The sequence below is a fragment of the Persicitalea sp. genome, from assembly GCF_041751555.1.
Taxonomy (GTDB): Bacteria; Bacteroidota; Bacteroidia; order Cytophagales; family Spirosomataceae; genus Persicitalea.
This window is the reverse complement of sequence record NZ_JBGSXF010000339.1, coordinates 1-9,241: the sequence shown is the minus strand read 5'-3', so window position 1 is coordinate 9,241 and position 9,241 is coordinate 1. Positions and strand designations below refer to the sequence as shown.

9 protein-coding genes are annotated in these 9,241 nt (G+C 50.8%); 1 reads left to right on the top strand and 8 read right to left on the bottom strand.

Going from position 1 to position 9,241, the window contains the following annotated elements:
• The 7 genes from ACEW8P_RS12185 to ACEW8P_RS12155 all read right to left on the bottom strand — a co-directional run.
• On the bottom strand, positions 1-843 hold an 843-nt coding region (locus ACEW8P_RS12185), incomplete at its 3' end, for an FAD:protein FMN transferase (protein ID WP_373513355.1).
• Positions 840-2,144, bottom strand: coding sequence for an NADH:ubiquinone reductase (Na(+)-transporting) subunit F (nqrF, locus tag ACEW8P_RS12180; RefSeq protein ID WP_373513354.1), 1,305 nt, complete (start codon positions 2,142-2,144; stop codon positions 840-842). The genes ACEW8P_RS12185 and nqrF, both read right to left, overlap by 4 nt.
• A gap of 107 nt (positions 2,145-2,251) precedes the next feature.
• Positions 2,252-2,866: an NADH:ubiquinone reductase (Na(+)-transporting) subunit E gene (nqrE, locus tag ACEW8P_RS12175; RefSeq protein WP_373513353.1), complete on the bottom strand. Its 615-nt coding sequence runs from the start codon at positions 2,864-2,866 to the stop codon at positions 2,252-2,254.
• A gap of 129 nt (positions 2,867-2,995) precedes the next feature.
• Positions 2,996-3,679: an NADH:ubiquinone reductase (Na(+)-transporting) subunit D gene (locus tag ACEW8P_RS12170; protein ID WP_373513352.1), complete on the bottom strand. Its 684-nt coding sequence runs from the start codon at positions 3,677-3,679 to the stop codon at positions 2,996-2,998.
• Between the two features lie 86 nt (positions 3,680-3,765).
• On the bottom strand, positions 3,766-4,485 hold the full coding sequence (gene nqrC, locus ACEW8P_RS12165; RefSeq protein WP_373513351.1) for an NADH:ubiquinone reductase (Na(+)-transporting) subunit C: 720 nt from the start codon (positions 4,483-4,485) through the stop codon (positions 3,766-3,768).
• Entirely contained in the window at positions 4,478-5,635 is a 1,158-nt protein-coding gene (locus ACEW8P_RS12160) for an NADH:ubiquinone reductase (Na(+)-transporting) subunit B (RefSeq protein WP_373513350.1), read from the bottom strand. The genes nqrC and ACEW8P_RS12160 overlap by 8 nt, the downstream gene beginning before the upstream one ends.
• Positions 5,636-5,778: 143 nt before the next feature.
• On the bottom strand, positions 5,779-7,143 hold the full coding sequence (locus ACEW8P_RS12155; protein ID WP_373513349.1) for a Na(+)-translocating NADH-quinone reductase subunit A: 1,365 nt from the start codon (positions 7,141-7,143) through the stop codon (positions 5,779-5,781).
• A 164-nt stretch (positions 7,144-7,307) separates the two neighbouring features.
• On the opposite strand from ACEW8P_RS12155, the gene ACEW8P_RS12150 reads away from it, so the two are divergent.
• Positions 7,308-8,480 (top strand): acyltransferase family protein, encoded by a 1,173-nt coding sequence (locus ACEW8P_RS12150; RefSeq protein ID WP_373513348.1) that lies wholly within the window; start codon positions 7,308-7,310, stop codon positions 8,478-8,480.
• A 306-nt stretch (positions 8,481-8,786) separates the two neighbouring features.
• Here the strand turns inward: ACEW8P_RS12150 and ACEW8P_RS12145 are convergent, their stop codons facing one another.
• Positions 8,787-9,008 (bottom strand): hypothetical protein, encoded by a 222-nt coding sequence (locus ACEW8P_RS12145; protein WP_373513347.1) that lies wholly within the window; start codon positions 9,006-9,008, stop codon positions 8,787-8,789.
• Positions 9,009-9,241 lie beyond the last annotated feature (233 nt).

Sequence of the window (9,241 nt, the reverse complement as noted above, 5' to 3'; positions counted from 1 at the left end):
GGCGGTCATGCAGTCATTGGCCAGGACGGAGATACTGAGCAGATTGTGCATGATGGGAAAACCCGTATGCGGGTCGATGGCGTGGCTGAAGCGCTGCCCGTCGCGCTCGACGAACTTGCGGTAGCTACCCGAAGTGGCGAGCGATTGGCCGTTGAGCGAAACCACGGCTTGTAGCGGACGTCCCGCCTTTACGTTGTCTAAGGGTTTGTCGATGCCAATGCGCCAGATTTCGCCGCGTTCGTTTCGGCCCAGGGCGCGAACTTCGCCGCCTACTTCCACAAGGTAGTTTTTGATACCTTTATTTTGCAGGAATTCGGCCAGAAGGTCCACCGTATAGCCTTGGGCGATGGCGTTGAAGTCGATTTCGGTGTGCTGGTTTCGTTGGATTACCTTACCTTCCTCTAATTGTACTTTTTGATAGCCAACGATTCCAAGCAAACTATCCACTTGCACCGAACTGGGTGAGGGCAGTCCTTTCTTATAGCTAAATCCCCAAGCCTTTACGAGCGGGCCAACGGTGCAGTCAAAGTAGCCGTCGGTTTGGTCGGAAACCTCCCAGGCTTTGCGAAATACGTTAGTGAAGTGCGCATCGGCGCGGATGCCGGGGCGGTTAGCATTAAGGAGCGAAATGACGGAAGAACTATCCCACAGCGACATGCTGCGGTCCATGACGCGGAAAATGCTATCGACTGAAACCGAAAAGTCACGGGAAAGGGAATCGACGTAAACGATACGGAAGGTAGTTCCCTGCGCATTGCCTTCCAGTTGGGTGTAGGTCGGGCGCGGCGGCTGGCAGTTAGCCAGTAGCAGCACTAAGCCAACGAACGACAAGCGCCGCATCATCCCCCGAAGTCATCGAAGGCGACCTGCTCCGAGGGAATGCCCCAGTCGTCGGCCATTTTGATGACCGACTGGTTCATCATCGGCGGACCGCAGAAATAAACTTCCAGGTCTTCGGGCGCGGGGTGTTTTTTTAGGAATTCATCAATGACCACGTTGTGAACGAAACCTTTGAAGCCGTCGCCCTTGGGGTCTTCAATATCCTCTTTCAGCGTCCATTTATCTTCCGGCATTGGGTTATCGAGCGCAATGACAAACGTGAAATTGGGGAAATCTTTTTCAATCTGCCGGAATTCGTCGATGTAAAATAGCTCCTTCTTCGTTCGTCCGCCGTAGAAGAACGTTACTTTACGCTTGGTTTTTTCGGTGTAAAAGAGGTGAAACAAATGCGAACGCATGGGTGCCATGCCCGCGCCACCGCCGATGTAAAGCATCTCGCGCTCAGTGTCCTTGATAAAAAATTCACCGTATGGCCCCGAAATCGTGACTTTATCGCCGGGTTTCAGGCTAAAAATGTATGAAGAAGCAATGCCGGGATTGACATCGGCCCAGCCATTTTTGTCGCGGTCAAAAGCGGGTGTGGCAATACGGACGGTTAGTTTCACGATGTCACCCTCGGCGGGGTGATTGGCCATCGAGTAGGCCCGGAAAACCTCCTCCTCGTTGACCATGGTTAATGGCCAAAGGTTGAACTTGTCCCAGTCTTCCTGAAATTTGTCGGGGCGGTCGTGGTGATCGGGGTGAGCCGTGATGTCGAAGTCCTCGTACTTGACTACCGTTTCGGGAATATCGATTTGAATGTAGCCTCCGGCCTCAAAATCCAGCGATTCGCCCTCGGGCAACCTTACCTCAAATTCCTTAATGAATGTGGCGACATTGTAATTTGAAACTACCGTACATTCCAGTTTCTTAATCCCAAATACCTCCTCGGGGATACGGATTTTCATATCCTCCTTTACCTTAACTTGACAAGCTAAGCGCATATTCTCGCGCACCTGTCGGCGGTTGAGGTGGTTGGTCTCAGTGGGAAGTACTTCGCCGCCGCCTTCGTACACCATGCAGGTACACATGGCGCAAGTACCCCCACCGCCGCAGGCCGACGCCAGGAAGAGCTTGTTTTCGGCCAAGACCGATAGCAGCGTGCCGCCCGGCTTAACAACCAGCGCCTCATCTTCCTCGCCGTTGACGGTGATTTTTACGTCACCCTGTGGCAACAGCTTTGCTTTGGCTACAAGGATAAGGGCAGCTAGCAAGATTACGATCAGGATGAAGACAGCTACACTAGCGACAAGAACTGGAACCATGATTTGAGTGATGAATTATGAATTATGAATTATGAGATGTGTTGAGCTCGTAATCCACATTCAGTGAGCTAGATTTAGTTTTAACAAAACATGAGGGTAGGATTGGTTTACAACTTTATTCCTGAAAAACTCAAAAAAGCGAGTCCCATGAGGGCGGTAATAAACATGGCCATACCCAAGCCTTGCAAGGGGGCAGGTACATTGGAGTAGCGTAGCCGCTCGCGGATTCCCGCCAACAGCACAATAGCCAGGAAAAAGCCGAAGCCCGCGCCCAATGAAAAGACAGCGGTTTCGGCAAAACCGTACTCACGCTCCTGCATGAATAAGGACGTACCGAGAATGGCGCAGTTGACGGTGATTAGCGGCAGGAAAATACCCAGCGAGGAATACAGCGCGGGCAGGAATTTTTCGATCACCATCTCTACCAATTGCACAGCCCCGGCAATTGTCGAAATGAAAAGAATGAAGGCCAAGAATGTCAAATCCACCGACGCCAGCGAGGGGTGAATCCAAGTCAATGCGCCTTCTTTAAGCATGTATGTCAGGATGAGGTAGTTGAGTGGTGTCGTGAGCAGCATTACAAAAATTACCGCCAGCCCAAGGCCAAAGGCAGTTTTGATTTTTTTAGAAACTGCCAAAAACGAGCACATACCGAGGAAGTACGCGAACACGACATTTTCCACAAAAACGGCTTTGACAAAAAGATTTACTAGGGATTCCATTTTTTAAGGGGCAAAGTGACAGAGTAGCAAAGGCACAAAGTGGAAACAGTTTGTAAGCAACTAAGCTGCTTCTTATTAAAGTGGCAAGAACACTTTGTGCCTTTGTGCTTTTGCCCCTTTGTGCCTTTACTAAGACACATTCACCAGCTTCTCATTCCGGCTGCGTTGCCACCAGATGTATAGGCCAATGATGAACAGGGCGGCTGGCGGAAGTACCATCAGGCCATTGTTGACGTAGCCGTGGTCGTAAGCCCATTGCGGTACGATTTGGTAGCCCATCAGAGATCCCGAGCCGAAAAACTCGCGGAACACGGCTACCATAATCAGTATTAGTCCGTAGCCCAGGCCATTACCGATACCATCCAGGAATGAAGGCCAGGGTTTTTGTCCCAAAGCAAAGGCCTCGAGCCGGCCCATGATAATACAGTTGGTAATAATGAGTCCTACAAAAACCGCGAGCTTTTTACTGACATCGAACAGGAAAGCTTTCAACGTCTGATCGACGATCGTGACCAGCATCGCCACAACGATCAGTTGCACAATAATCCGGATGCGCGTCGGGATCGACTTGCGCAGCAGCGAGATGATCAGATTGGAAAAGGAAGTCACGAAGATCACACCCAACGACATAATGAGCGCGGGCTTGACCTGCACTGTCACGGCCAGGGCCGAGCAGATGCCCAGTACCTGCACGGTCACGGGGTTGTTGTCATCCAGCGGGTCGCGCAGGATCTGAATGTTCTTTTTAGAAAAAAGCCCATCTTTCTTCTGTTTGACGATGGGTGGTGCTTCGGCGTGCGCTTGGGATGCCATATGATTAAGTTCTCGGTTCTTAGTTCGGCGTTTTTTCCTTCAAAAATTAAAACTATTTATGCGAAGCATATTTTAGTACTGTCAACTCACTTCAACGCTACTTGGCTTTTGCCTTTTGTTTTGTCAAAGTATGTCACATAGGGCGCGAGGCAGTTTTCGATCATGTCGTCGGTTCCGTCGGAAGTGATGGTGCCGCCCGAGATGCCATCCACGCGGTGTTCTTGCCCAAGCGGACTTTTATAAGTCGTTTTCCAGACATTCACGGACACAAACTTGTCCCCTTCCATGATCTTCTTGCCCTGAAATTGTTTTTGGAAGGGATATTCGGCGATTTCGGCCCCTAAGCCAGGCGTTTCTCCTTTGTGGTCAAAGATGGCCCCGTACACGGTGTTGTAGTCGCCTTCCAACGAAACGTAGCCCCAGATCGGCCCCCATAGTCCGGTGCCTCGCAGTGGGATGATATAGTATTTCTTATCGTCGTCGTCCGTGTAGATGTATAGCGGTAGCTTACGCTCGGCGGGATCGATATTGATCTGGTTTTTTAGATCGACCTGGACGGGTTTTTCCTCCTCGATTTCGCCTGCCGTATTCACCACCATCTCCTGGATTTTAGTCTCGTAAATTTCGTTGATTTTAGTGCGGTCTGTGTAGTCAAGCCGCACGGCTTTCAGGATATTCGAACGCGTGTCGAGCGCGATATTCTCGTCTTGTAGAGGTTTGAGTCCTTCAGCCGCTACGGCCAGAACAATCGCCGTGACTATAGAAAGTACCGCGGCGTAAATCAAGGTGTATTGGTTGCTATGCACGTCTCATTCGGGTTTTGATGTGGCGTTCTACCACGAGGTGATCGATCAAAGGCGCAAATACGTTCATCAGCAGGATGGCTAGCATGACGCCTTCGGGATAAGCCGGGTTGAATACCCGTAATATAACGGTAAACATCCCAATCAGTATACCATAGATCCATTTTCCGCCTTCGGTATGGGCAGCACTTACGGGATCGGTAGCCATGTAGACTGCACCGAACGCGAAGCTTCCCATCAATAGGTGGTAGTAGGCGGGTGTGTGAAGGGAACTCGTTGGGACATTCACAGGTGCGACGAAGTTAAGGAACAGCCCCATCGCTAAAGTACCAATCACGCAGGATAGAATGATTTTCCAGCTACCTACGCCGGACGCAACCAGGATAAATACGCCGATCAGAATGGCAAAAACGCTGGTTTCGCCAATCGAGCCTTGCTCAAAACCCCAGAACATATCGGACGTAGAAGGCAACTGCGTGTAGTCATTATCAAATGTCACAAGATTGGTCGCACCCGTGTACGAATCGACCAGCGCGTGGCCTGGCTCGGGCGTGAGGTCCGTCCAGATGTCACCCGTCATGTAGGCAGGGAAAGCAAAGAAGAGAAACGCACGGGCCAGTAGGGCGGGATTCATGAAATTCATGCCCGTGCCGCCGAAGATTTCTTTACCAATAATGACGCAGAAGATCGAAGCAAAAGCCACCATCCACAGCGGAATCGTGACGGGCATAATCAGCGGAATCAGCATGCCCGTAACCAGGTACCCTTCGCTGACGACGTGCCCTTTCGAGATGGCAAAAACGAATTCTGTGCCTAGTCCAACGGCATAAGAAACCACTACGATGGGCATAACGCGCCAGAAGCCGAACATGAAATTCTCCATCAGGCTCATGTCCATGCCATAAGCCAGGTAGTGCTGGTAGCCCACGTTCCACATTCCGAAAAGGAGGGTGGGAACCATGGCAATCACCACGGTGAACATGGTGCGCTTAAGATCCATCGCGTCGCGAATATGGACGCCGCTCTCGGTGGTGTGGCCCGGCACGAAAAGGAACGTAGCTAATGCGTCGAACGCCGGATGGTACTTCTCGTATTTGCCGCCCTCCTTGAAGTGTGGTTCAAGGGATTCGACCAGGTTTCGTATTGGCTTCAATGTTGGTGTTTATTTGTTTATAAGTGGCAAAGCGACAGAGCGACAAAGCGACAAAGTTTTTTCAATAATTATAAATAGCATCGAGGTGGGGCTTTACTTTCCGTTGACCGTTGACCGTTGACCGTTGACCGTTGACCCGAAAACTATCCTTCCAACCTAACGTATTCCAATCCTTCCGCAATGATGCGTTGTACTTCTATTTTGGAAGTACAGACAAACTCGCACAAAGCAAAGTCTTCTTCTGACACTTCGTAAATGCCTAATTGCTCCATTCGTTCAATGTCGCGGGCCAGGATTGATTTCAACAAAACCACAGGCATAATGTTCATCGGCAACACTTTATCATATTGCCCTGTCATCACGAACGCCCTTTCCTCACCACGCATGCTCGTGTCGAGAGCATAGTTACGTTTAGGGAAAGCCCATGAGAAAAAAGTTTTGGAGAGGCTTAGTTTCTTGATGCCCGGCGTCAACCAGCCCAGGAATTCCGGCTCACCGCCCTCGGGAATGACCGTAATGTGGTTGGTGTAATGTGAGAGAAAATCCTCAGACGATGAATTGATCCCCGTCAGCACGTTGCCCTGAATAATGCGGGCCGCGTCGCCTTCAACTTTGCCATCTAAAATAGAAGACATCGTTTGCCCGGTGACGGCGCGGAAATACTGCGGAGTTTTCGCGCTGCTTCCTGTTAGGGCTATGACGCGGTCGGTGCGGTAGCGGCCTTCACGAAATAAGCGTCCAATGACAATCACATCCTGCGGATGCACATACCAGACGATTTCGCCTTTCTTGATCGGGTCGAGATGGTGAATTTGAATGCCGACGTTGCCCGCCGGATGCGGCCCTTTGATCGGGTGAATATTTTCGCCGGGAACATTAGTAATCTTACTTGGGGAAAGGGCATTATCCGAAACCTCTTTACTCGACTGATCCTGCACCCCAAGGTGGAGGTTGCCTTTGGCTAGTTGGCTCAATGCGGACAGCCCAGTTTCAAAATTTTCTTTATCAAAACCTACGATATATCCTAAATCAGGCGCAAGAGGAGCGGTGTCAAAACAGGAGACAAAAATGGATTTGGGCGTATCTTCGGGATTGGCTATCAGCGAGAAAGGGCGCTGCCGAATGTAATTCCACCCGCCGCCTTCGAGCAACCGCTCAATGATATTTTCGCGGGATAGATCGGCAGGATTAGCCGGATCGTGCTGTACGTACTTTCTTGCCTTACGGTCAGGGATAATCCTGACCTCCATAATGCGCCGTTTCGCGCCCCGGACGATCTCCGCCACCTCGCCGCTGACCGAGGAAAAGAACTTGATCCGCTCGTCGTTCTTGTCGAAGAACAGCGGCTGACCCGCCAGGATTTCGTCACCCGGCTCTACCATCATTTTGGGAACCAGACCCGGAAAGTCGGGCGGCTTAATGGCCACGACCTCCGAAACGGGTAGGTCGTCAATGGTGTATTCGGCTTCGCCAACGAGCTTGATGTCGTAGCCTTTGTGCAATGTCAATGGTTTGGCCATATACCTTATAAAATCCCTCAAAAGTACAAATGAAAGGATTTTGGGGATTTTTCCTACTGTTTCCGGCTATTTATTTTTCTGCAAGGAAATAATAATGATGATTTATTCCTAAGTTCAACCCCGAATTCAGACCCTCATTTATAGAAATAAAATTGGCCACAATTTCTACTACCAAACAAGCTGGTATTCAGGATGCTGAACTACCCCTATCTGGATCGGCGGGCGTACCACAGCGGTTGCAGTCGCTAGACACGCTGCGGGGTTTCGATATGTTCTGGATCACGGGTGGCGAGCAACTGGTCGCTGCCTTGGCTGCCGCCACGGGTTGGGGCTGGCTGCGCGGCATGGAGGAGCAACTCACGCACCCGGCCTGGCACGGCTTCCGTGCCTATGACCTTATTTTTCCACTCTTCATCTTCATGGCGGGCGTCTCCACGCCTTTCTCCTTCGACAGTCGGTTGGCTAAGGGCTTTTCACGCTCGCGACTGGCCCGCAAGGCCATTCAGCGCGGGCTGATTCTGGTACTTTTGGGGGTAGTTTATAACAATGGCCTATTCCGCACCGATTACGAAACGACCCGCTTCGCCAGCGTGCTGGGGCGCATCGGTCTGGCGGGGATGTTTGCGCAACTGATCTATTTGTATAGCCCCAAAAAGCTACTGTACGTTTGGCTGGCGGTGATTCTGATCGGCTACTGGCTGTTCATGGCGTTTTATCCCGTACCGGGCTGCGGCGCAGGTCTGTTCACGATGGAGTGCAATCCGGCCAGTTATTTCGATACCCAACTTTTGCCGGGAAGGCTGTACAAGAAAATCCACGACCCCGAGGGGCTGATATCCACCATTCCGGCCATCGCTACGGGGTTGCTGGGTGTTATGGCCGGGCAAATTCTACGCATTAAAACAAATGAATTGTCGGCTAACCGTAAAGTACTTGCCCTGGCGGGAATCGGAGTAGGAAGCATTGTTCTTGCGCTGCTCTGGAACCTGGTTTTCCCTATCAATAAAAATCTCTGGACCAGTTCATTCGTGCTGCTGGTGGGCGGGCTGAGCTTTCTGCTACTGTCCCTTTTTTACTGGATCATCGACGTACTTGACTTCCGCCGCTTGACTTTCTTCTTCATCGTCATTGGCATGAATTCTATCGTCATCTACATGGGCCACGAATTCATCGACTTCGAGTATACGGCCAACGCGCTCTTCGGTGGACTGTTGGAGCACCTATCCGGTCCCGCGAAAGCGGTGGGGGCTACTTTGGCATACATCATGGTGCAGTGGGCATTGATGTATGTGTTATACCGCAATAAGTGGTTTTTGAAGGTATAGCTTTGTGTCGCCCAGAGGACAACGGGACAGTGGTCACTCGGCGGAGCCGAGCGACGGCGGGGGTGTAATGCTCGAAAGTGAATCCCAGAACCTGAAAATCATAGGCAGAAATCAAGTTCTAGAAGCCGGAAATGGGGGTTGAAAATTCAAGTTTTCCGAGGGTTAGCTTGATGGTCATTTCCCAAAAAGTCGCATGGCTGATGTAAACCCTGCTCGAAGGCTGCCTCATTTCAGCAAGGATGGAAGGGTGCAATCGTGGATTGCCCTCCCCGTACCAAATCAGTATGTGCGTATCAATGAGATAGTTCATCGAGATAGGTCATCCTCGTCGTTGCCATCAAATCCCGGAGGAATAAAATCGTCGAAGTCGTCGGAGAAGTAGGTGATGATTCCTTTTGCCCAACCTGGCTCGGGTAAAGGAGCGGGCAAAGTCTCTTCAAGCAGTTGATTTACCGCATCCAGTAGCCGCTCATCCCGCAGGTCGGCGATTTTACTGATGACAGCTATTTTTTTCTGTTCAGTTGTCATAACCTCGGCATTTTTTTACGAATATATCCTTTTTCTAAAAATACTCCGTGACCTGTGGCCTGCACAATGGGATTTTTGCTTATTTTTCGTTTTTCTTGATGGCTCGTCCCGGTGGGGTGCCATCCGCTTTGTAGTCGGGCCCGGCTAGGGCTGGCGGGGTGACTCTCAAGGCTAAGTCTATTTATGGGAAAGCTGCTCATTTTTGCCAAGTATTACTTTTTTATCTGGGCGGG